Below are 23,450 nucleotides of genomic sequence, written 5' to 3'. Positions count from 1 at the left end.
GTTTCTAACAAGGAAACAATTGACTTTTTATATACATTTTTTATACAATTGTAACTCGACTGAAATTTTAGAAAGGTTAGGGGGTAGTATCATAATGAGCACTATTTATGAAGCGGAGTTAAAGAGATTGCAAGAAGTTTTATCTACACTGGATGAGCGGATACACGAGCTGGAGAGTATTCCGGTTTATCATGGAGATAACTATAGTGAGCAAATTCTTGAAAGTATGAGGGAGTTAAATCGGCAAAACTTACGAATTGGTGTACAAGAGCCATACTTTGGTCGGTTAGATTTTAAGGAAGATGGTCAACTAGAGCCAAATCCATTATATATTGGGAAAGTCGGTGTTTCTGACGAGGGAGCGGGGAAACCGATAGTTATTGATTGGCGTGCACCAGTTGCGAGTATGTTTTATTCCTTTAATGGTGGAGAAGAACTGGCATTTTATCAATCACCCGATGGATTGATAGAGGGAGAAGTCTATTTAAAAAGAAACATAGCCATTCGTAAAAGAGAGCTGGAGCGTGTTGTGGATACGTATGTAAAAGGTAGTGAAGATGTATCACTGACAGACGATTTTCTCTTATACCGACTAGGTGAAAATAAAGATAATAAATTAAAAGATATAGTTTCAACGATACAATCGGAGCAAAATGAAATTATCCGAGCCGTGAAAAATATGCCATTATTGATCCAAGGGGTTGCAGGGAGTGGGAAAACAACTGTCGCTTTACATCGCCTTGCCTTTTTAATATATGAATACCGTGAAACGCTACAAGCAGATAGAATGATCATTTTCGCACCAAACAGTTTGTTTTTAGATTATATTTCTGGTGTACTTCCTGAGCTGGGAGTAGGTAATATTAAACAAACGACTTTCCCAGAGTGGGCGTTACGTCTCTTAGATAATGCGGTAAAATTAAAACAACCAGAAGAAAAGTTGAAGGAAGCTTTTTCCATTAATCGTGACAATAATAAAGTGATGCAGGGTAAATTGAAGGGATCCATCAAGTTTAAGTCAATTATTGAAAGAAGTCTTATTCAATTTGAAGAAAATCTAGTACCAACCACTGATTTAGAACTATGGGATGAAGCTGTGATAACAGTAGATGAAATTAAGAAGTGGTTATTGGTTGAATATAAGCATTATCCATTAACAAAGCGCAGAGAACGACTAGTTGCACGAATCAAGCGTTGGATAGAGATAGAACTTAAAAAGTTCGAAGGCACCAATGAGAAAAAGCTATTGAAAAAAGAGGCTAATATAAGATTAAATGCATATATGAAGTTTTGGCCGAAAATAACCGCTTTATCATTTTATACATCCATGATGAAACGTCAAGAAATAGTAGAACTTTTGCCAGAAGCGCTTGTACGAGAGACAGAAAAGAATTGTCAAAAGAAAGAAGTAAATATAGAAGATTTAGCGCCACTCCTATATATTCATCATCAATTAACAGGAATAGAAGGTAAACAAAAATTTCACCATGTTGTCATCGATGAAGCGCAAGACTTTTCACCATTTCAAATTTATCTTTTAAAAGAAATTACACTGGGAAATTCTTTTACCATTTTGGGCGATTTATCTCAGGCAATTTATAATTATCAGGGGATTGAGGACTGGAATGACTTTAAAGAATTGTTTCAAGAAACGGGTTATTATGAACTGACGAGAAGCTATCGTTCTACAAAAGAAATTATCGAATTTGCAAATGAGGTCATTAAGCATGCTGAAGTTCCTGTAGGTCTTGCAACACCAGTTTTTCGTAGTGGTGAAAAAGTGAAAGTGATTGCTACGGATGATCAAATTACCGAAATCGTAAAGGTTTTACAAGATTTACGAGAAGCAAATCACAAAACGATTGCGATTATAGGTAGAACAGACGCTGAATGCCGTTCGATACATGAAAAGTTACTAATTGCAGGGATTAATGCGAACGTCATTGAAGCAAATCAAAGTAAATATGCAGGGGGTATATCAGTCGTACCAGTGTATTTAGCTAAAGGGTTGGAATTTGATGCAGTGTTACTGATCGATGTGGACGCAAGTCACTATAAAGATTCAAAGAATGATGCCAAATTATTATATGTAGGCTGCACAAGGTCTCTCCACGATTTACGTCTTTTCTATTCTGGTGAAGCCTCACCATTAGTTCAAGGAATTCCAGAAGAATTTTATGAAAATAAATAATAGATGTTTGAAGAGGATTACTCAGTAGATTGTGCGGTTGGTATGGCGATCTGAATAATATCAGTCCGATAGAGTGTGCGTAAATGAGAAGGGTAGCCTATACTGCTCTTCTTTTTTTATTTGGTCAACTTGGGTTTGACGATAAAACCACTTGTCTAAAGTTCAAGAACAACATGTAACTTATGTAAATCTTTTCCGTCTAATATATCAGAAGGAATTACATGGGAATAAAGAGGATATCGGTTGGAAGGAGCGTATAACTTGAAAAGTGGATATTTGTTCTGGAAAAGGATCCCGGTGCTAATGATGGTTTTAATGCTAACTGCTTGTACAGGAGTAACAAAATCTGACGATCATACGAAAGAGGAGGCCTTAGAAGCTGAAGCGACTTCGCCTGACTCAACAGTTGCGGACGCTATAGAAACTCGACCGGCTGTCGAAAATTTCGAGCTGCTTACATCTGAGGGGAATCATTCTCTAGAGGCTGCTCTACAACATGGGAAAGGATACTCGTTGTATGTCTTTGAAAATTTTACATTTGATGCAGCTAAGGGTCGCCTATCAATGAGCAACAACCTGGGGTATTACGTTGATATTGAAGTACTGCCTTCCGACTATGATTTGGAACAACTTGAAATCATTGGTGAGGAAGAGTTGAGTCAATTTGGTGTAATGCAAAATTACAGTGGTGAGTTGGTTGAACACCCTCTTGTTTTCGCTGACCTCTACCTTCAAGTTTCAGGAGAAGAAGGCATTAGCGATTATATTGTGTGGAAATCCGAAGCGGGCGATGCTTTCTTGTTCCGCCTCCATAATCCAAAAGGAGAAGAGGCATCCGATTTCGCAGGACCTGTTTTGATTTCCCTATCAACCGTACAAAGTGAATCCTAGGAGTGCATCTTTGTACAAAATCTTTCGAGAGCACTGGTCGAAGCTATAATGCAATCCCTTTCCAGCAAAAGATCATGTCCCTGTGTTAGAACATTCACGTTAATATAAACATAAATGTAATAAATTTTATGTTTTCAAGCGAAATATTAAAAACCTTCTAATTCAAATAATGAATTAGAAGGTTTTTTCATGCAATTAATCTATTAATTTGGCGGATTTGCCAGCCCAGCATGTCATCTTACTTTCTGCTTTCTCATCCACTGCGTTGCCACCCACTTTTCACCTTTTATAACTGGCGCTCCACCATGTAAAGTTAAATCATTTAAGTTTTGATCGTTATAGAAGTACTCGAAATAAACGGCCATTCCTTTTTTGGGGGATACAGAAAAATTCAGTTTTGGGAAATACGTTTCTCCGCCTTGTTCTACATCATTTAAGTACATTACGAGAGTACTAATTCTATTATTATTTGCTGCTCTGCTAGTTGATGAAAAAAAGTCATTATGAGCTCTATACTCCTGACCAGGAGTATACTGTAGGATTTGAAGGCCTTCTCCGTGTTCAATTGGTATGTTCATAATAGTTGAGACTCTTTTTTCTACTCTCGTAACAATGTCGATTTCACTTTCTTCCAAAAACGTACTGCTACTAGTTCTTTGTTCATTTACCTCACGTGTCGTTCCAATTTTTGAACGTTTCATTTTGTCCTTTGACAATCTGATTAGTTCATCGCACTCTTCGTTGCTTAAAACATTTCCTAATATCACGATAAGTGGTTCCTCTAATCTAGCGACTATGTCAATCTCTCGATCTGTTATTATTTTGTTTCCAACGTGATCAAATATAGTTTGCTCTTTATTTTCAGTTATCAACCTAAAACACCTCTTCATCTATTAAATTTTAAAAACAGTACATTTATGCATAACATTATATGTGTTTAAAAGTCTTTCTTTTAATTCAAATACTTGAATTAAATGAAATTTTTATCCACTTTTTGGAATTATTTTTTTATTTATTTTATCATACTATTTTTATGTATCGCAAGATTGTGAAATATTACACAAGATGTTTTCTCAAAAATGACCAAAATAGTAATGACTTATTCGATAATACAATTGAATTTTAAGACTGTTTAAAGTCATTGTCTCTTTCTCTTCAATCATATACGATTGAATAATAAATTAATTTATTATTCTGTCAATTAATAAAAGTATTATTTTAAATGAAAGGGTTTCAACTCTTGTAGTAGACCGCTATCTATGTGTGGGAGCCTCAAGTATCCATATGATTTGAAGGAGGAAGGTTTGGAATAGTATGTGTAGGTAAATGGGATAGATACAATTACTGAAAATGAGAAGGGGTCAATTAAATGAAAAAACTAAAAATTTTTCTATTCTTGTTAATAAGCGCTGTATTACTTGTAGGTTGTAGTGAAGAAGCTGGGACTTCTAACGCTAAATCTGAAGACAAAGGAGAAATTACGGTATGGGCTCACCCTTATACAGATAACCAAGAAAAAGAAGGAGAAATGTGGAAGGAATTAATTGGTTCCTATGAGGAAGCTACAGGTGTAAAAGTTAACTTTCAACAAATACCTTGGGCAAACCGTGACCAAAAAATCCTTACTGCCTTAGCAGCCAATAATGGACCAGATGTGTTTTATGCAATTCCAGATCAAATGCCGCAATATGCAGAAGCAGGAATGCTATTAGATCTCAGCCCATATATGGAAGATAATGATATGGATGATTTTGTGGATAGCTCGTTGGTACCGACTAAATGGAAGGATAAAATGTATGGAGTACCAATCCTACAATCGGTTGAAACTTTTATATATAATGTGGATGTCATTAAAGCAATAGGAGAAGATCCAACAAAACTTCCTACTACATGGGAAGAATTTGAAGAGTGGGCTGCAAAAGCCAAAGAAAAAGGTTACTATGCCTCAAGTTTCCTAGGAGGGGGATCTATGAACGGGACCCTATATCCTTACCTATGGCAAGCAGGTGGAGAAATTCTTACGGAAGACAATGAGGTAATGATTAATAATGAAGCCGGAGTTGAGGCATTTGAATTTATCAACAAAATGTATAAAAACGGATGGATTCCAAAGGATTCTATTACTGCTCTAGAACATGATACTTTATGGGATAGTGGTAAATTACTATCTATACAAGGAGCAGGTCTATCAGTGAGTAGAATGTTAGGAAAAGATACATTCGAGTTTGTTATTGCTCCCCCTTTAAAAAATAAAAAACAAGCTACCTATGGAACTACTGGAATGTTTGTAGTCCCAATTAATTCGGATAACCAAGATGCAGCCGCTGAATTCATTAAAGTTATTACTAGTGCTGAAAATCAGAGAATATTTAATAGAGAAACACAGTTTATCCCTACGAGAGAATCTGCAAAAGACATCTATGATGATCAAAAATATTTAGCCCAACTAGCATCGTACACGGAGTTTACACAATCTGGAGTAATACATCCGGAAGGACGAAACATTATGCCTTTAATACAAGCAGAACTTCAAACTATGCTAGAAGGTAAAAAAACTCCAAAAGAGGCTGCTGATGCAGCAGCGGAGTCTATCAAAGGAAAACTTAAATAATACTAATAGGGAAGAGAGCTTGATCTTAATAGATTAAGCTCTCTCTTTTATAAGTAGAAAAGTAAAGTTTGGAAAATAATTTAAGTGATAGAGCGATTATATTTAGTTGTTTGAAGGTTGATGAATGTATGCAAGGTAGAACATCAACCCGGGATTCTTTTAATATCTTCTCTATTTCATGAAATTAAAATATTTTGTTATACTTGATTTAGATTAAATATTTGATGAAAGTAGGACTAATTATTGGACAATAAAAAATTGTTTTTTAATTTTCTTTTAGAACGGACATGGCTACTAACAGAAAGATGGTATGAGAATCTTAATAAAAATCTACAAGGAGTTTATAGCACTAATAATCCTAAAGAAATAAAAATACTTAAAGAACAAAATCATCTGTTCCATCAAAAATTTGTAAATCTTTTTAACGATTCAGATGAGGAGTATTTAAAAAGTTTCGATAATTTTATCCAATTGGTTATTGATGACTCAGCGCATCAACAAACTCCACTTCCAGTAATTATTGGCGAATTTTTTCGGCAACAATATCTATATAAAGAATTACTAGAGGAATTTATTGAACTGTATCCAAATCAACTTACTGGAAAGCAGATAATTACATATTATAACGATATTATTTCTACCATTAACGATGTGGTTCTAAGATTTAGCTCCAGATATATAGACCAAGCAGAGGCTAGATTGCTTGCTCATCAAGAATTGATTGGTGAATTGAGTGTTCCAATAATTGAATTAGTAAATAAAACAGCTGTTCTTCCAATTGTAGGGGAGATAGATACTAAAAGGGCTAAAATAATGTTAGAGCAATCTTTGAGTCAGTGTGTGGCTAAGAATATTGATCATTTATATATCGATCTATCAGGAGTTCCAGTTGTTGATACAATGGTTGCTCAACAACTATTTCAAATGATAGAAACACTTAAGCTTATAGGAGTATCATCGAGTTTATCAGGTGTAAGGCCAAGTATTGCCCAGACATCTGTACAATTAGGATTAGATTTTGAGGGAGTTGATACTCATTCAACTATCTCGCAAGCTATGAGAAAACATAATAACTTTTGAAAAGGAATAATTAGGGATAAACTTTTCCTGTAAACAAATAACTAATTTATCGTGGTTTTTTTAAGTTGAAAATACCTTTTTGTTTGTACACTTGCATCACATTAAAAAGTAGGAGTATTCGAATTAAAAAAGAGGTAAAGGTGCAAATGTTTTAATCTTTTATCATATAAAAATACCTTCAAGGTGGTACACTAAATCGAGAATTTAAATTCGGAGGTGTTTGGCATGAATAAAAGCCTAGAAGACGATGCGGTAAAAGAAATTATACTTGATAATACGCTAATTAAATTAAATCATTATGAAGAACAAAAAGTAAATGGTTTACACCAAATTTCCATTGTATTTAACGTAACAAGTGAAGAATATCATGATATTGCTACCTTACTGTATAAAGGTACTTTTGAAGTTACTGTTCCAGACTCTCTTCTATTTTTTAGAGCTACTATCACTAAATATTCTACTTCCATTACTAATTTATATGAGAGAGGTCAAGTCGGAGAATATAAATTGAGTTTGATGGAAACGGAAATATAGGAAAGGGGCTGCAGAGATGAAGTTAAGTATTCTGGATCAATCACCAATTTCTTTAAATCACACAGCTAAAGATGCTTTAAATGAGTCGCTGAAGTTAGCGCAAGCCGGAGAGGTGCTAGGGTATACTCGTTATTGGGTTACGGAACATCATTATTTACCTGGATTAGCAAGTTCAGCTCCAGAAGTGATTTTAAGTTATATTGGAGCGAATACCAATACAATTCGCATCGGTTCGGGTGCTGTTTTATTGCCTCATTATAAACCATTTAAAGTTGCAGAAATCTACAATACACTTGCTACTTTATTTCCTAATCGAATTGATATAGGTATAGGACGTGCTTCAGGTGGTTCAGCTGAAGTAACCAATGCATTATCCGATAACTTTTTACAAAATGTCTATAAAATGCCGAGCTTAGTGAAGGATTTACTCCATTTTCTGGACGATGATTTTCCTGTTGAACACGATTACTCTAAAATTTCTGCTTCTCCCATTCCAGAAGTATCACCAGCTCCTTGGCTTCTTGGGACTAGTAAGAAAAGTGCTTTACTTGCTGCTGAAAACGGGATTGCTTATGTATTTGGTCAATTTATGAGTGATAATGATGGTCCGTCCATTATTCAGGAATATCTGGATGCTTTCACTCCTAGAAAACAAGGTCAAACAGCACAAGTAATAGTAACTGTTTCAATTATTTGTGCAGAAACAACTGAAAAAGCGGAGGAAATATCGTTAAGTGCGCTCATATGGGAACTTCAAAAAGCAAAAGGAGAAGGTCTACGGGGAGTTCCTTCTATTCAAGAAGCGAAGCAATATAAGTTGGACAATCGAGAGAAAGATACATTCAATAATATGAGAAAGAACGTCATTATCGGTAATCCACAAGAAGTAAAACAGAAATTAGTCGAGTTGCAAGCGACTTATAAAGCAGATGAAATCATGCTAAGTACTATTACATATTCTGCTGAAGATCGAAGAAACTCATATAAACTAATAGCAAATGAATTACTCGACAATAATTAATCTTCAGCGTAAATAGTATGTACTGTAAAACAGTTGGTTAACATCTCCAACATTTGCTAATAATAAATACCTCCATTATGGCAATTATAATATCCATGGAGGTGAAGAAAAATGGCAAACAACAAAAACAAGCTTCCTATTGAAGCGCAAACAAATGCCCAAGAAGTTAGAAAGCAAAATGCTCAAGCTGCTCAAGGTGCTTCAAAAAACATGTTTAATGAGTTTGGATCAGAATTTGGCATATCAGCTGAAAGTCAAACAAATGCTCAAGAAGTGAAACAACAAAATGCACAAGCTAATCAAAAAGCTCAACAAAACGGACAAGGTGCAATGTCTAGTGAGTTTGGATCAGAATTTGGCATATCAGCTGAACGTCAAACAAATGCTCAAGAAGTGAAACAACAAAATGCTCAAGCTAATCGTAAAGCACAACAAAACGCAAATAACTTTAAAAAATAAAAACTAGTACTAAAAATGGTGGGAGCTTACATTCCCACCATTTTTTTTTGGATGAGAAAATCGATGTTGAATCTAAGATACACATAAGAAATAGTAATAGTTATGATTACAAAAAATAACAATATAATATTCTAAAAATTTGTGATAGAATAAAATATCAGTTTACTTAATGATAAAAGAAGTACATATTATTTCTTTGGGGAGAGATTGCTGTACTTTTTTATAAAAATGTTTGAAGAAAACTTTGGGGGATAGTATGATGAAAAAATTATTGGTTAAATGGAATGAAATTAGTCTCGTGAAAAGGATTATAATTGGTATTATTATCGGTATCGTTTTAGCGTTGACTGTTCCTAACTATGTAAGTGGTATTTCCATTTTAGGTTCTCTATTTGTCGGTGCATTAAAAGCAGTTGCGCCAGTATTGGTGTTATTCTTAGTAATGCATGCCATTGCCGCGCATAAAAGTGGTAAGAAAACGAATATGAAATCCATTCTTGGGCTGTATGCGATTGGTACATTGCTAGCAGGTATTGTCGCTGTATTAGCAAGCTTTATGTTCCCTGTTACTTTAACACTTGTAACAGGCGTGGAAGATCTTTCACCACCAGAGGGTATTGTAGAAGTTATTGAAACATTATTATTTAATATAGTTGCGAATCCAATCGATGCCATTATAAATGCGAACTATTTAGGTATCTTAACGTGGGCAATCGTTCTTGGACTAGCATTAAAACATGCGAGCCAGCAAACGAAAGATATGTTAGGTAGTTATTCGGATGCTATTACGAAAGTTGTACAATGGGTGATCAATTTAGCCCCGATTGGTATTATGGGGCTTGTGTTCGATGCGATTGTAACGAGCGGGCTTTCTGCTTTAGTTGAGTATGGTCGATTGATCTTGATTTTAGTTGGATGTATGCTGCTTATCGCCCTTGTAGTGAATCCACTAATTGTGTACATTTACACACGTAAAAATCCATATCCACTTGTATTCATGGTGTTGAGAGAGAGTGGTATTACGGCATTCTTTACTCGTAGTTCAGCTGCTAATATTCCAGTTAACATGAAACTATGTGAAAAGCTTGGCTTAGATGAGGATACATATGCAGTATCAATACCGCTTGGTGCTACTATTAATATGGCTGGTGCCGCGGTGACCATATCTGTGTTGACTCTTGCAACAGTAAATACACTTGGTATTGAAGTAGACTTTATGACAGCTCTAATGCTATCTGTAGTAGCAGCTGTTTCTGCAGCAGGTGCATCTGGAGTTGCAGGGGGATCTCTTTTACTAATTCCGCTAGCATGTAGCTTGTTTGGAGTTCCAAATGATATTGCAATGCAAGTTGTAGGTGTTGGTTTTATCATTGGAGTTGTTCAAGATTCTTGCGAGACTGCTCTAAATTCATCTTCAGACGTATTGTTTACAGCAACTGCGGAGCAGGCAAAAGAACGTGTGGAAGGAAAAGCTGTTACGGTGAATTCTTAATTACTTTATTATCAAAAGTCACGATGCCCATAAATGGGAGTCGTGACTTTTTTTGATAGAAAAAATGTATTAGTGTTACAAAATGGTGAACAATAATTGAAAATTAAAGTGGAAATTTATCTATTTTCATAAAATGTAAACGTTTTTATTTGGTGATAACAAAAAATGATGTATACTGATTTATGAAAGTGGTCGTCAGAAGTCAGACCTTATAAAAATACAAAATTGTGGGGGCATTAAATGAGTTATTTAATATCAATCATAGGCTTAGTTGTTGTTCTGGGTCTTGCGTGGATTGCGAGTAGTAATCGTAAAGAAATTAAAATTAGACCAATTATCCAAATGCTTATTCTTCAGGTAATACTAACATTTTTATTACTGAATACTAAATTTGGATTGATAATAATTGAGGGAATAGCAGCTGGTTTTGAAAAATTACTTAGCTTTGCTAATGAAGGAATTAACTTTGTATTTGCTGGCATTGCGAATGAAGGACAAGCTCCTTTCTTCTTAACAGCTTTACTTCCAATCGTATTTATTTCAGCTCTAATTGGAATTCTGCAACATATTAAAGTTCTTCCTTTCATTATGAAATGGTTGGGTTGGGGAATCAGTAAAGTTAACGGCATGGGAAAATTGGAATCTTATAACGGAGTAGCATCCGCTATTGTTGGACAATCTGAAGTATTTATTACGGTGAAAAAACAGCTTGGACAATTATCACCTCAACGTCTTTATACACTAAGTGCGTCGGCGATGTCTACTGTATCAATGTCTATTGTCGGAGCTTATATGACAATGATTGAACCAAAATATGTGGTGACTGCAATCGTGGTTAACTTGTTTGGTGGATTCATTATTGCTTCCATTATTAACCCTTATACTGTTTCCGAAGAAGACGATATTCTCGTTGTACAAGAAGAGAAGCAAAGCTTTTTCGAAATGCTGGGCGAATATATTTTGGATGGATTTAAGGTTGCAATCATTGTTGCAGCGATGTTACTTGGATTCGTTGCATTAATGGCTGGAGTAAATACCTTATTTGATATGGTATTAGGAATATCGTTCCAAGAAATTATTGGTTATGTCTTTGCACCATTTGCAATTTTAATGGGTATCCCTGTTTCAGAATCAGTAACAGCTGGTGGTATTATGGCTACTAAATTAGTTACAAACGAATTTGTAGCGATGCTCTCATTAAATGATTTAGCGTCCAATCTAAGTGAACGATCAATCGGAATCATTTCCGTATTCCTTGTTTCTTTTGCAAACTTCTCTTCGATTGGAATCATTTCAGGTGCTGTAAAAGGCCTTCATGAAAAGCAAGGTAATGTTGTAGCACGAATGGGCTTGAAACTTTTATACGGAGCAACATTAGTAAGTGTACTGACTGCGATTATTGTTAGTTTTATTTTATAATAGAGGCAATGTATTTGGAGTCTATACTTTAGAAAACAACACAGAAAATCATCTTACCTTTTTAGTCAAAGGTAAGATGATTTTTTTGATTAATTTTTTTTATAAACCTCTTAAGTAGTAAGACTAATAAAATATTACATTGTAATAATCAAGAATATAATACTAACTTTAGTCCTACTGATTATTATATAAGTGAGGCTATGCAATATTTTATGATGCTTAAAACCTTCTCACTCATTTTTATCTAACAAAATCAAGGAAGTTAATCTTTCTAGTAAAGTATACTTTAAAAGTTTACACACAAAATACAAAGTACTTTAGTTGACAAAATTCGACGCCTACGTAACAATTAATACTGGATAATAATTATTATTACTAATATTTTATGGAGGAATTATTACTATGTCATTAATCGGAAAAGAAGTACTACCATTTACAGCACAAGCATATAAAAACGGTGATTTTATTGAAGTTACTGAGCAAGATTTCAAAGGTCATTGGAGTGTTGTTTGTTTCTATCCAGCAGACTTTACTTTTGTTTGTCCAACCGAACTTGAAGACCTTCAAAATCAATATCCTGCATTACAAGAATTAGGTGTTGAGGTATTCTCAGCTTCAAGAGATTCTCATTTTACACATAAAGCATGGCACGATACATCAGATGCAATTGGCAAAATTACTTATACAATGATTGGCGATCCTGCACACGTTCTATCTCGCAACTTTGAGGTATTTATCGAAGAAGAGGGCGCTGCTGATCGTGGTACTTTCATCATTGATCCAGATGGTGTAATCCAAGCAATCGAAATTAATGCAGGTGGTATTGGTCGTGATGCTAGTACGCTTATTAATAAAATTAAAGCAGCACAATATGTTCGCAAAAATCCAGGTGAAGTTTGCCCGGCTAAATGGGAAGAAGGTAGCGAAACACTTAAGCCAAGCCTTGACCTTGTAGGTAAAATTTAAGGAGAGCGATACTAAATGGCACTTGATGCAGAAATTAAATCTCAATTAAATCAATACCTTCAACTGCTTGAAAACGATATCGTTCTTAAAGTAAGTGTAGGTTCCGATAAAGTTTCAGATGAAATGCTAGCTCTAGTAGATGAGCTAGCTTCCCTTTCATCTAAAATTGCAGTAGAGAAAGCAGAACTAACAAGAACACCAAGCTTTAGTATCAGCCGTGTTAGAGATGAAAATACTGCAGTTACTTTTGCAGGTGTTCCATTAGGACATGAATTTACTTCATTAGTTTTAGCTTTACTTCAGGTGAGTGGACGTGCACCAAAAGTAGATCAAAGCATAATCGATCAAATTAAAAACATCACAGGTGAATATCACTTTGAGACATATGTAAGCTTAACTTGCCACAACTGTCCTGATGTTGTCCAAGCGCTTAATATCATGAGTGTACTTAACCCTAACATTACACACACAATGATTGATGGTGCGGCATTCAAAGAAGAGGTTGAGAGCAAAGATATATTAGCAGTACCAGCTGTTTACCTTAATGGCGAATCGTTTGGAAATGGTCGAATGACAATGGAAGAAATTCTATCCAAACTAGGTAGTGGTCCTAATGTAGAAGAGCTTTCTGAAAAAGAGCCTTATGATGTGCTAGTTATAGGTGGTGGTCCTGCTGGCTCTAGTGCAGCAATCTATTCCGCTCGTAAAGGTATTCGCACAGGAATCTTAGCCGAACGCTTTGGTGGCCAAATTCTAGACACTCTAAGTATTGAAAACTTTATCAGTGTGAAAAGTACAGAAGGCCCTAAACTTGCGCAAGCTCTTGAAGAGCATGTAAAAGAATACAGCGTAGATGTTATGAACCTTCAGCGTGCAAAACGGTTAGAAAAGAAAGACCTAATCGAGGTTGAATTAGAAAATGGTGCTGTTCTTAAAAGTAAATCTGTAATTCTTTCAACTGGTGCACGTTGGCGTAATATTAATGTTCCCGGTGAGCAAGAGTTCAAAAATAAAGGTGTTGCATATTGTCCACACTGTGATGGTCCATTATTTGAAGGTAAGGATGTTGCGGTAATTGGTGGAGGTAACTCCGGTATAGAGGCAGCCATTGACCTTGCGGGGATTGTGAACCATGTAACGGTTCTTGAATTTAACTCCGAGTTAAAAGCTGATGATGTTCTACAAAAACGTTTATACAGCCTTCCAAATGTCACCGTCTTAAAAAACTCTCAAACAAAAGAAATTACTGGTACTGACAAAGTAAATGGTATTACTTATGTTGATCGAGCGACAGGCGAAGAAAACCACATCGAATTAGCAGGTGTATTTGTTCAAATCGGTCTAGTTCCTAACACTGATTGGTTAGAAGGAGCACTTGAAAGAAATCATGTTGGTGAAATAATCGTTGATAAGCGTGGTGCTACTACAATGCCTGGTGTCTTTGCAGCTGGTGATTGTACAGACAGTGCTCATAAACAAATTATTATTTCTATGGGTTCTGGTGCAACTGCAGCGTTAAGCGCATTCGATTATCTAATTAGAAATTAGTTATTCAACAGCGAAACAGAACTTTAGTTTAGTGGTTTTATAGACTAAAAAATAATCACTATCCTTTCTATATAGAAAGGATAGTGATTTTTTGCTTCCGAAATAAAAAAAGCACTATCTCCAAAAGAGATAATGCTTTTTTTCTAAAGAATTCTTTGTTCCTAAAGAACTCTTGCGGGTTTGGCACCCATTAATGTCGACTAACAAAATAATCGATAGTATGGAGGTCAAACATATTTATTTGTTGCTAGTAATCTAGTATAGCACGCTTCCAGATTAAAAACAACTTTTCTTTAGAAAGACTATACAAGGAATCTTAAAGTGGTGGTATAATAACACATTGAGATAGATTTAGAATTCATGAATCTAAATGAACGGAAGGTTTAATGCTTCTTCCTATACTTAAATAATATAGCCATTGGAGGTGTCAATATGAATAAAAAATGGACTATAGATCAGATAAGAGAATATGTCAGTAAGAACTCAGACTGTACATTGCTTTCAAAAGAATATGTAGGCTACTCGCAAAAACTACTATTTAAATGTTCGTGTGGAACTAATTTTGAAAAAACATTCACGAAGTTCAAAGGAAGCAAACAGAATAAATGCTCTAATTGTCAAGAAGCTAGAACCCCACGTTGAATTTTTTAGGTTTAAAAAAGTCGCTCCACATTTTGAGAAATCAAAGGGTGAGCGACTTTTTTTATTAGGCAAAAGATTATCAGAAAGTATACTTGGGGCCAAAGCAGGTAAGATTCCTAAGAGAGCATGAAGGTTTCAATATCGCTAGTCATCTGGATGCAGGTTATTTTGCATAAGCTCCTGTACCTTCCCAACCTGCTCCTTAGATGCAAGAGTGGTCTTATACCAACCTTTATTGCTCATTATCTCAAAAAGCTGGTAATGGTTTGAGCTTGCATTTTCAAAACATTGCTTATAAATTTCATGTAGCTGCTGATGAGACGTCTCTAACATGGTATAGCTTATGCTTCTACAACGTCCTTTCTCCAACTCCAGACAAAGCTGGAGCATTTCCCGGTCTGTTAAGCCGCGCCCTACGATATTATTTGGCATCAGAACCCCACCTTTCGCAGTTATTGAACATTGTTTGTTCGGTTAAAGTATTGGGAGAGGTCGACAATTTTTAACTGGTGTTTTTCTGCCATCTCCTCGAGTGTTTTTTTTAGGTCTTGGTCATTGCATTGAGTTGCGCACCAGTTCAACGTTTTTGCTGTTATCACCTCAGCACGGATTTCGTCCTCTACATATGCTAATTCTTTCATTGTTAGACCGGTCATCTAATTTCATCTCCCATATTTTATTCTTATAAGAAAGTCTTATTTGAATTAATACTTTAAATTACAGACAGTTCTTATGTGTCAGATAGTCGTATCTTTTTTTTATATAGGCTAACCGCCTCTATTAAGGTAGCGATATCATGTTAAACCTTCTCTGCATTGAAATTCATTATACTTTTTCATCTCACCAATCGTCTCTTCAATTTCTTTTAAAGAATCAAGAAATAATTGATCCTTATCCACTTCGGTGAAATTTTGTTTATCAATAGAATTTAGTAAAGCAATAATTCCTTTAAACTTTAGGTCATCTAAGGAGGGTATTTCTGGTTTACCCTGTATTTTACCAATGACGACAAGCTCGTTATTGGCATTTTCCATACTAAATTTAAATGTTTCTATTGGGTTCATTTCCAACTTAAATCACTCCTTATATTATTAATATTTCCAAAAGAACTTATTTTACTCAATATAAGATGTATAACTAATTTAAATGGAACAAATATTAATATCCAAAAGGAGGTCATTAACATGGATGCACAACGAGCACAGGAAATTTCATTTTCGCCAAAAATGGAGAATGTGATTTATAAAGGAGAACCTGTTTATATTGAGCATGTAGATCAAAATAACGGAACTGCCACTATTCATCCACTCGGTAATCCTAATGATAAACAAAGTGTAGATGTTACAGAATTAGAGATAAAAGGCGTTGTCCAATAAAATAGTTACTATCAAAAAAACCAGACCCTCTTATAGGCCTGGTTTTTTTATTTGACATTATGAAACACTATCTTTCTTGACCGCTTGCGCCATACGCTGTTTCTTTGATTTTCTAAAGTATAACAATTCATATATACATGGAATAACTATTAAAGTCAGTAGGGTGGCCATAGCCAATCCGCCAATCACAACGATAGCGAGACTTTGAGATACTAAGCTTCCTGTTTCTGCTTTTTTCAGCAATAGTGGAAGCATTGCACAGATGGTTGCAATGGCTGTCATGAAGATTGGTCGCATTCTTGTTGCGGTTGCTTCCACAAGCGCATCTCTTATAATCATTTTTTGCTCGTTTTGTTTCACTCGGTCTAACAGTACAATCGCATTCGTTACGACAATACCAATGAGCATTAATGCACCAAGAAGTGCTGTAATATCGACTGAAATTCGACTTATTAGAATTCCTAAAATAGCGCCGATTGCAGCCAATGGTAATGAGCAAAGAATGGCAATAGGTGCTTTGATTGACTTGAAAGTAATGACCATTATTAAGAACACAATCCCGATGGAAACGAGCATTATTAGAAATAAATCCGTAAAGTCTTCGGCTTGTTGACTACTTGAACCACCGATTAAAACTTCGACACTTTTTGGTATTTCCATTCCTTCATTATCATTTTCATCTCCGAATATCTCTAAGTTTACTGCACTTGAGATTTCTGAAAGCTTGGTAGGATCAACAGATGCTGTTACTCGTAGATATGCATCTCCGTCTTTATGAACCTGGTTAGTTGATCGCTCTTCACTTTGTAATGTTGCAAGAGAGGAGACTGGGACTATCCCTTTATTGGTCATAACTGGAATATCTTCAAGGTCTTCGGGTGTTACGGTATTTAGAAGAGGCTCCAGGAATACTGTTTTTTGCTTGTCATTTAAATTAATTGTTCCAATTGGTGTTTTGTTTAATAGTACCGCTAACTGCTGGGCAATTTGTTCTGTATTTCCCTTGGAAGGATCGACAATTAGTGAGTGTACAGTTTTCTTTTCATCTTGGTTGGTCGTAACTTTTTCTACGCCGTCCAATTTTTGTACTTTTTCCTTAATAGCTGTTGCTACATCTTCTAGTTCAGAGATATCTTCTCCGACCACATCAATTGTAATATTGGTACTAGCTCCTCCCATCATAAAGGAAGCTGTACTTACTTCAAATTGGGCATCAGAATATTGATCTTTTTGCTTTTCCATTTCTTTTACTATAAAGTCCGTATCCTTTTTGTCCTTAAGTAAAATACTGAAAGATGCTTCTGTGGAAGAACCAATCCAACCATACTGTGCGGCTTCTGGAGGAGAACCAACTTGAGCGAATAAGTGTTGAACTTCATCCATAGCAAGTATAGATGATTCAAGCTCAATGGTTTTTTCCTTTACTTTTTCCATCGGTGTATCATTTGGATAGCTCAGTGTGACGGAAACATAGTCAGCAGAAGAACTATCAACCGCGCCTTTAGGGATGACGAAGTAAGCTCCAATAGAACCGGCGAATAGAAGGATAGAAACCAAGAAAATAATCCATTTATGGTTTAGAGACCAAGTAACCATTTTAGGGAAACGAACGGCTGGTCTATGCTCAGGAATCTTAGCATTCTTCAATAACCCCGCGCTCATCAGTGGTACAACTGTCAATGCAACAATTAAAGAAGCAAGTAAAGAATAAGTAACCGTTAAAGCAAATGGTAAAAGGAATTCTTGAAGTCCTCCATTTAACAAACTCATTGGTAGGAAAACGGCTACTGTTGATAGGGTAGAAGCAGTTATAGCCACGCCAACTTGTTTAGTTGCATCAATAATCATTTGGATAGAGAACTTTTCTGTTTGCATCTTGCGGAAAATATTTTCAATAACCACAATACTATCATCTACAAGACGTCCAACTGCAACAGCGACGCCGCCTAGCGTTAATATATTTAATGTTACACCAGACCAGGATAGCAAAAATAATGTAAAGCAAAGTGATAAGGGTATCGATATGATCGTAATAAAAGTGGAACGTATATTTCGTAAAAAGAGCATAATAACGATCGTTGCAAATAATGCACCGAGAAGAACCTCTTTTATCATCGTATGAACAGAATTCTCCACCATATCGGCTGAGGATAAATAAATAACAGATTCCTGATGATCATACTTATCATTAATTTCTTTTGTTACCTTTTCAATTTCCTTGCTAATTGTAACTGCATTGGATTGACTATCTTTTGTAATGCTAATATCCAAGCTATCCATACCATTAAAACGGCTAATGAAATTTAAATCCTTCGTTTCTTCAATAGAAGCAATATCACCTAGTGGTACTTCAGGAGTTACTGGAAGATCTTTTAGTTTCTCCAGACTATTAATATCGCCTATTACTTTAATATTGCTTGTTTTGCTATCAATGATTTTTTCTCCAACTGTTACAGAAGTATTTTGACCTTGAAGGATACCTACAATCGATTGAAGGGGAATTTGATTATCTTCTAATTTTTCATCATCAATGTTAATCGAAATGATGGAATCTGTTATCCCATAAACATCTACTTTAGAAACACCTTTTACTTCTTGATACATGGATTGGAGTTCGTTACGTGCGAACTCTTTATTTTCTTCCGTCAAACCTTCATCGAAGGTAACTGCAATGTTGACAATTGGAATCATAGAAGTATTAAGCTGTGAAATAATTGGCTTAGATATATAGGGCGGCAAAGAAATACTATTTAAAGCATCTTGAACATCCAGTTTTGCCTGCTTCATATCATATCCTGCCTCGAAAAACAGGTCTACTTTAGAAAAACCATCTCCAGTTGTGGAATAAACAGACGTTTTGCCATTCAATCCCGTGACTGTCCTTTCAATCGGGATGGTCACTTCTGATTCCATCGTTTTGGAATCAATACCCTGACCCATGGAAATGATAGTAACTTGCGGATTATTCGCAGTCGGTAAAAATTCCATAGGCAGTCTAAAATAACTGACGACCCCTATAACTAATATTAAAACAGTTAAAACAGCTACCGCTGCCCTGTTTCCAAAAGCCCATTTTGTAAATAATGACATTATAAATTTCCTCCTAAATTAATTGCCTGAGTATAAAAAAAGAAAAAATGCTCAAATCAAAGGCTGTGTAGCAATTTATAATACTGATTTTTTTCGAGTGCTCCTTCCTGAGAATGGTTTGGTTACCATTTCATTGTATAAAAACGATTTGTGCACTACATTGAGCCTTAGATTTAAATGTTACTAGGTCTAGAGGCTTAGGGAGTTGTGCGTAAACCAAAAAATAGTAACTTAACTGGGAACCGATTTACTTTTTCAGTTAAGTCACCTACTACAAAGTAACCTTTATAAAAAAAGTTTCCAATATGTGATAATATTGACCTTTGAAGGATTATGAGAAGATTTACAGAATGTTATCGAAATAGCACTTTTAGGAGGAATTACATCATGGACTTCATAACTACTTTATTTAATTCGCATTATGATTTATACATTCGTTTAGGTGTGGCAACTCTTATAGGATTTTTCATTGGACTAGAGCGAGCGATAAAAAATAAACCAGCTGGTATAAGGACACATATTTTAGTCTGTTTAGGAGCCACTTTAGCTATGGCATTGTCATCCTTAAATCAAGGAGCCTATATGGATCCGATGCGTTTAGCAGCACAAGTAATCAGTGGTATTGGGTTTCTCGGCGCGGGCGTTATTTGGGTAGACAAGGATAATGTAAAACGAGGACTTACAACTGCAGCAAACCTTTGGATCACTGCGTGTGTGGGTTTAACTATTGGGTATGGTGCATATGATCTTGCAATCATTACAGTCGTCCTAATGTTCATTGCGATGAACTTACCAAAGTTAGTAGTTAAAATGGGTATACTTCCTGCTCGTGGAAAAGAAGAAGAGGATAGCGATGGGGAATGGGATTGAATAAATAAATGTTAGAAAAACTGTCATCACTGTTATAAGCAGTGATGACAGTTTTTTTATTTGAAATAAATATTTTTTATTAGAACACATGAGTAAATAAGGGTTGTAAGAACTTTTTAATTAAAAATTAAAATATATTCAGAAAATTTTGTTGACATTTACTTGAAAATGAATAGAATAAAAATATAAATGATGTCAAGTTTTCTTACATGAAAATATGGTGTTAACTAAAAAAGGGAGAGATGACAGTGGAAGATGTAATGTATTTGATGAACAGTGTGTGGACAATGATTGCTGCAATTTTAGTCATTTTTATGATTGGTGGATTCATCTTACTAGAAGCTGGTTCAACAAGAATGAAAAATGCTGGTCACGTTGCAGGAAAAACAATATTTACATTTGGTCTAGCGTCTATGGTGTTTTGGGCTGTTGGCTATGGGTTTATTTTCGGAGGTAATGCAAATTTCTTTGTAGGAATGTCTGATTTTTTCTATAGAGGGGAAATTTTAGAGGGAGCAGGTCTTGCAACGACTGTATTTTTTGTTTTCCAATTGGCATTTGCAGGAATTGCAATAACAATTGCATTAGGTGGATTTGCAGAACGTGCAAAATTATCCGCATATGTTATTTTCACTATTCTTTTCGGAGTAATTGTGTACCCTGTAATTGCGCACTGGGTGTGGGGGGGAGGTTGGTTAGCAGGACATGGTAAGCAGGATTTTGCAGGCTCAACGGTAGTTCATTTAACAGGTGCAATGGCTGCCCTTGCAGCAACAATGATTCTCAAACCAAGAATTGGGAAGTTCAATAAAGACGGCTCGGCAAACAATCTTGCCGGACATAATCAAGTATATACTGCTTTAGGTGTGCTTATCCTTTGGGTTGGGTGGTTCGGATTTAACGCTGGTAGCACGATATCTGTAGATGCAGCATTCTTTGGATTTGTGGCATTGAATACAACGCTTGCTGCAGGAGCTGGTGCTGTTGCGGCAACATTAATATCATGGGTAGTGCTAGGTAAGTCTGATATTCCAACAATATTAAATGGTGCATTAGCAGGATTAGTTGCTATTACTGCTTCCTGTGCATTCGTAGATGTATGGGCATCTGTTGTCATAGGTTTAATAGCTGGAGTATTAGTATTTTATAGCGCAAGATTTTTTGAAAAGAGAAAAGTGGATGATCCAATTTATGCGTTATCTGTACATGGTGCAGCTGGTGTATGGGGAACATTATCAACTGGTTTCTTTGCAACACCAGAGCTTGCCTCCGTGGGTAAAGCTGGATTATTTTACGGAGGTGGCTTTGAACAATTGGGTGTTCAACTTATGGGTGTTGTATCCTGTGGTTTATTTGCATTTATAGTTTCATATGCGATCCTTTTCACAATGAAAAAAGTAATGGGTGGTATTCGTGTATCGGAAGAAGAGGAGTTAACTGGTTTAGATATGAGCGAGCATGGCAACTATGGCTATCCAGAACACATGATTTTAGAAGAGTCAAAATCTCATTAATCTCTAAAGGTCGTACGCAAATTTTAAAAAGCACTACAGGAGTTTTTCCTGTAGTGCTTTTTGAATGCATATACGTAAGAACATTGTATTACTAAAGAAAAAAAGATTTAATAATAAGTCATGGATAGAATGTCCTCCTACATAAGTTATATGAGTACATATGCTAAGAAGGATGGAAAACATTTTCATAATCATATGAGGATAGTTCTTTTTTGTTGGAGCGCCGAATATTCTTTTATGTACGAAATTGTTTTCTAATATTTTATGTTAGGAGAACAATCCGTGGAAAAATTGGATCGACCGTCTTATGAACATGTACCGTCTTTTTTCTATCGTAGATTTGTTAAAAGAACGGTAGATATAATAGGAAGCAGCTTTCTACTTCTTTTTTTATTCCCAGTCATACTTATTTTTTCAGTCACTCTATTAATCTTCTCAGGACGTCCAATATTTTATAAACAGTTGAGGGCAGGCTTGTATGACCAACCTTTTTTTATCTGGAAGTTTCGGACAATGCAAGCAGAAGAAATCGAATCGAGCTCTCATAAATATGAGTGGAAAGATGAGGTGCCACAAGATTTTGAATTTACAACACCCCAGACCTTATCAATCACAAAAATCGGGAAAATATATAGGAAATATAGTATCGATGAAATTCCTCAGCTTTGGAATGTTTTGAAGGGGGAGATGAGTGTCGTAGGACCTAGACCCGAAATGATTGAAATAACTAAACATTATTCCTCTACCCAAAAAAAACGATTACAAGTAAAGCCAGGAATAACAGGATATGCCCAAGTAAATGGTCGTTCAGCGATCACTCACGGGGAAAAGATTGCGTACGATTTATATTATGTTAAGCATTGCTCGTTTTTTTTAGACCTAAAAATCTTACTTCAAACAGTTTATATAGTAATAACTGGGAAAGGTGCATGGTGAACGATTCAATATAGAAAGGAAGAGGGTTTTGCTAGTAGACATTCATAATCACATTTTACCCGGTCTAGATGACGGTCCTAAGTCTATAGAAGAAGCTCTGTTACTTGCAAAAAGTGCCGTTTCTAATGGTATCACGCATGTCATTGCAACCCCTCATCATTTGGATGCAAAATATAGAAATTCATCCTTAGAAGTTAGAGAGGCAGTTGCGGGTTTATACAGAGAGTTTTCTAAAAGGAATATACATTTAAAAATTCTACCTGGACAAGAAATTCATTTAGCAGCCAATATACTGGATGAACTTGAAACCGACCTTCTCACGCTGGCGAATAGTGGTAAATATTTATTAATTGAGCTTCCAAATGCCTATATACCTTCACAGACTTTGGAAGTTATATATATTATCCAGTTGAAAGGATACATCCCCATTATTGTACATCCAGAAAGAAATAAAATTCTTCGAAAAAACAAACAGTTGCTCTACGAATACGTATGTAAAGGAGCACTTATTCAAGTAACAGCTTCTAGTTTACTCGGTCTTAATGGTAGAAGCTTAAGAAAGTATACAAGAGAGTTAATTAAACACAATTTAGTTCACTTTATTTCATCTGATGCCCATCATTATTTAAAAAGACCATTTCTTTTGAAAAAAGCTTTTGAATATGTAAAAAAAGAGTTCTCCGAAAGCTATGTCACTTATTTTTGTGAAAATGCTAGTCATATCGTATATGGCACGGACATACAACCTTTATCGCCTATTAGTTTTAAAAATTATTACTAAATTCAACTTTGGAATGGATGCATGGGACA

The 23,450-nt window shown here is 35.5% G+C and carries 22 protein-coding genes; 17 read left to right on the top strand and 5 right to left on the bottom strand.

Going from position 1 to position 23,450, the window contains the following annotated elements:
* Positions 1 to 94 precede the first annotated feature (94 nt).
* Together BLR36_RS15385 and BLR36_RS15380 are read left to right on the top strand one after the other, a co-directional pair.
* A complete protein-coding gene (locus BLR36_RS15385) occupies positions 95 to 2,191 on the top strand; it encodes a HelD family protein (RefSeq protein WP_093062628.1) in 2,097 nt (698 codons plus the stop codon).
* A 261-nt stretch (positions 2,192 to 2,452) separates the two neighbouring features.
* On the top strand, positions 2,453 to 3,082 hold the full coding sequence (locus tag BLR36_RS15380; RefSeq protein WP_175454097.1) for a hypothetical protein: 630 nt from the start codon (positions 2,453 to 2,455) through the stop codon (positions 3,080 to 3,082).
* A gap of 233 nt (positions 3,083 to 3,315) precedes the next feature.
* Here BLR36_RS15380 and BLR36_RS15375 read toward each other — a convergent pair whose 3' ends face one another.
* Complete coding sequence (locus BLR36_RS15375; RefSeq protein WP_254771426.1) at positions 3,316 to 3,954, bottom strand: 2OG-Fe(II) oxygenase; 639 nt, start codon at positions 3,952 to 3,954, stop codon at positions 3,316 to 3,318.
* Between the two features lie 497 nt (positions 3,955 to 4,451).
* Here BLR36_RS15375 and BLR36_RS15370 point away from each other — a divergent pair, with 497 nt between their 5' ends.
* From BLR36_RS15370 to BLR36_RS19070, 10 genes are all read left to right on the top strand, one after another.
* Complete coding sequence (locus tag BLR36_RS15370) at positions 4,452 to 5,693, top strand: sugar ABC transporter substrate-binding protein (RefSeq protein ID WP_093062626.1); 1,242 nt, start codon at positions 4,452 to 4,454, stop codon at positions 5,691 to 5,693.
* Positions 5,694 to 5,936: 243 nt separating this feature from the next.
* The gene (locus BLR36_RS15365; protein WP_093062625.1) at positions 5,937 to 6,773 is read left to right on the top strand and encodes an STAS domain-containing protein; all 837 of its coding nucleotides are present in this window, start codon (positions 5,937 to 5,939) and stop codon (positions 6,771 to 6,773) included.
* Between the two features lie 225 nt (positions 6,774 to 6,998).
* Positions 6,999 to 7,307, top strand: a complete 309-nt coding sequence (locus BLR36_RS15360) for a DUF3219 family protein (RefSeq protein WP_093062624.1) — start codon at positions 6,999 to 7,001, stop codon at positions 7,305 to 7,307.
* A gap of 16 nt (positions 7,308 to 7,323) precedes the next feature.
* Positions 7,324 to 8,328, top strand: a complete 1,005-nt coding sequence (locus BLR36_RS15355) for an LLM class flavin-dependent oxidoreductase (RefSeq protein ID WP_093062623.1) — start codon at positions 7,324 to 7,326, stop codon at positions 8,326 to 8,328.
* 111 nt (positions 8,329 to 8,439) lie between these two features.
* Positions 8,440 to 8,787 carry a gamma-type small acid-soluble spore protein gene (locus tag BLR36_RS15350; RefSeq protein ID WP_093062622.1) on the top strand — a complete coding sequence of 116 codons (348 nt, stop codon included), beginning with the start codon at positions 8,440 to 8,442 and terminating at the stop codon, positions 8,785 to 8,787.
* 259 nt (positions 8,788 to 9,046) lie between these two features.
* Entirely contained in the window at positions 9,047 to 10,279 is a 1,233-nt protein-coding gene (sstT, locus tag BLR36_RS15345; protein ID WP_093062621.1) for a serine/threonine transporter SstT, read from the top strand.
* Positions 10,280 to 10,519: 240 nt separating this feature from the next.
* The gene (locus tag BLR36_RS15340) at positions 10,520 to 11,698 is read left to right on the top strand and encodes a NupC/NupG family nucleoside CNT transporter (RefSeq protein ID WP_093062620.1); all 1,179 of its coding nucleotides are present in this window, start codon (positions 10,520 to 10,522) and stop codon (positions 11,696 to 11,698) included.
* Between the two features lie 402 nt (positions 11,699 to 12,100).
* Positions 12,101 to 12,664, top strand: coding sequence for an alkyl hydroperoxide reductase subunit C (gene ahpC, locus BLR36_RS15335; protein WP_093062619.1), 564 nt, complete (start codon positions 12,101 to 12,103; stop codon positions 12,662 to 12,664).
* Between the two features lie 15 nt (positions 12,665 to 12,679).
* A complete protein-coding gene (gene ahpF, locus BLR36_RS15330; RefSeq protein ID WP_093062618.1) occupies positions 12,680 to 14,212 on the top strand; it encodes an alkyl hydroperoxide reductase subunit F in 1,533 nt (510 codons plus the stop codon).
* A 432-nt stretch (positions 14,213 to 14,644) separates the two neighbouring features.
* Positions 14,645 to 14,854 carry a hypothetical protein gene (locus tag BLR36_RS19070; RefSeq protein ID WP_093062617.1) on the top strand — a complete coding sequence of 70 codons (210 nt, stop codon included), beginning with the start codon at positions 14,645 to 14,647 and terminating at the stop codon, positions 14,852 to 14,854.
* A 144-nt stretch (positions 14,855 to 14,998) separates the two neighbouring features.
* Here the strand turns inward: BLR36_RS19070 and BLR36_RS15320 are convergent, their stop codons facing one another.
* The 3 genes from BLR36_RS15320 to BLR36_RS15310 all read right to left on the bottom strand — a co-directional run bounded on the left by BLR36_RS15320 (position 14,999) and on the right by BLR36_RS15310 (position 15,924).
* A complete protein-coding gene (locus tag BLR36_RS15320; protein ID WP_093062616.1) occupies positions 14,999 to 15,286 on the bottom strand; it encodes a spore coat protein in 288 nt (95 codons plus the stop codon).
* A 20-nt stretch (positions 15,287 to 15,306) separates the two neighbouring features.
* Positions 15,307 to 15,510: a hypothetical protein gene (locus tag BLR36_RS15315; protein WP_093062615.1), complete on the bottom strand. Its 204-nt coding sequence runs from the start codon at positions 15,508 to 15,510 to the stop codon at positions 15,307 to 15,309.
* A gap of 138 nt (positions 15,511 to 15,648) precedes the next feature.
* Complete coding sequence (locus BLR36_RS15310) at positions 15,649 to 15,924, bottom strand: hypothetical protein (protein WP_093062614.1); 276 nt, start codon at positions 15,922 to 15,924, stop codon at positions 15,649 to 15,651.
* Positions 15,925 to 16,038: 114 nt separating this feature from the next.
* On the opposite strand from BLR36_RS15310, the gene BLR36_RS15305 reads away from it, so the two are divergent.
* Positions 16,039 to 16,230, top strand: coding sequence for a small acid-soluble spore protein H (locus BLR36_RS15305; protein ID WP_093062613.1), 192 nt, complete (start codon positions 16,039 to 16,041; stop codon positions 16,228 to 16,230).
* 57 nt (positions 16,231 to 16,287) lie between these two features.
* Here BLR36_RS15305 and BLR36_RS15300 read toward each other — a convergent pair whose 3' ends face one another.
* Positions 16,288 to 19,320: an efflux RND transporter permease subunit gene (locus BLR36_RS15300; protein ID WP_093062612.1), complete on the bottom strand. Its 3,033-nt coding sequence runs from the start codon at positions 19,318 to 19,320 to the stop codon at positions 16,288 to 16,290.
* 387 nt (positions 19,321 to 19,707) lie between these two features.
* Between BLR36_RS15300 and BLR36_RS15295 the strand changes: the two genes are divergently transcribed.
* The 4 genes from BLR36_RS15295 (at position 19,708) to BLR36_RS15280 (ending at position 23,421) form a co-directional block, all read left to right on the top strand.
* Positions 19,708 to 20,190 carry an MgtC/SapB family protein gene (locus tag BLR36_RS15295; RefSeq protein WP_093062611.1) on the top strand — a complete coding sequence of 161 codons (483 nt, stop codon included), beginning with the start codon at positions 19,708 to 19,710 and terminating at the stop codon, positions 20,188 to 20,190.
* 248 nt (positions 20,191 to 20,438) lie between these two features.
* Complete coding sequence (locus BLR36_RS15290; protein WP_254771425.1) at positions 20,439 to 21,704, top strand: ammonium transporter; 1,266 nt, start codon at positions 20,439 to 20,441, stop codon at positions 21,702 to 21,704.
* 282 nt (positions 21,705 to 21,986) lie between these two features.
* Entirely contained in the window at positions 21,987 to 22,640 is a 654-nt protein-coding gene (locus BLR36_RS15285) for a sugar transferase (RefSeq protein ID WP_254771424.1), read from the top strand.
* A 28-nt stretch (positions 22,641 to 22,668) separates the two neighbouring features.
* Positions 22,669 to 23,421 carry a tyrosine-protein phosphatase gene (locus BLR36_RS15280; protein WP_093062609.1) on the top strand — a complete coding sequence of 251 codons (753 nt, stop codon included), beginning with the start codon at positions 22,669 to 22,671 and terminating at the stop codon, positions 23,419 to 23,421.
* Positions 23,422 to 23,450: the final 29 nt, after the last annotated feature.

Origin of the sequence: Psychrobacillus sp. OK028, assembly GCF_900103605.1 — a bacterium.
GTDB lineage: Bacteria > Bacillota > Bacilli > Bacillales_A > Planococcaceae > Psychrobacillus.
Note: the sequence above shows the minus strand (reverse complement) of the source record. Positions and strands in the feature narration are given on the sequence as shown.